We start from the raw sequence: 263 nt of genomic DNA, 5'->3' as shown, positions 1-263 counted from the left end.
CTTTCACAACGCAGAAATTGGCAAACCCATCGGCCTCGTCACCGATGTGGTCGGCACCAAACGCATCGTCGGGATCATAGATCCGCGTGCCGGGCGCAATCGTGGTTCGATACACTATCAGGCTGTGATCAGGACGCGATATCCAGGCGAGCCGACGCGCCGCATCGTCGAGCACAATTCCCGCCGTACCGGCTAAGCGGATCTGCAGACTGTGCCGGGCATCCACGCCGACGAGCGCGATGCGCGGCTCTTTGACCAGTTCG

Annotated in this window: 1 pseudogene; it reads right to left on the bottom strand. The window is 61.2% G+C overall.

Features of this window, described 5'->3' with window-relative positions:
• Positions 1-263, bottom strand: a pseudogene (locus SB772_RS42265) (pyridoxamine 5'-phosphate oxidase); the annotation flags it as partial.

Source organism: Paraburkholderia sp. SIMBA_030 (assembly GCF_046535245.1).
GTDB lineage: Bacteria > Pseudomonadota > Gammaproteobacteria > Burkholderiales > Burkholderiaceae > Paraburkholderia.
The sequence above is the reverse complement of the archived record's forward strand: the minus strand, read 5'-3'. Positions and strand labels throughout refer to the sequence as shown.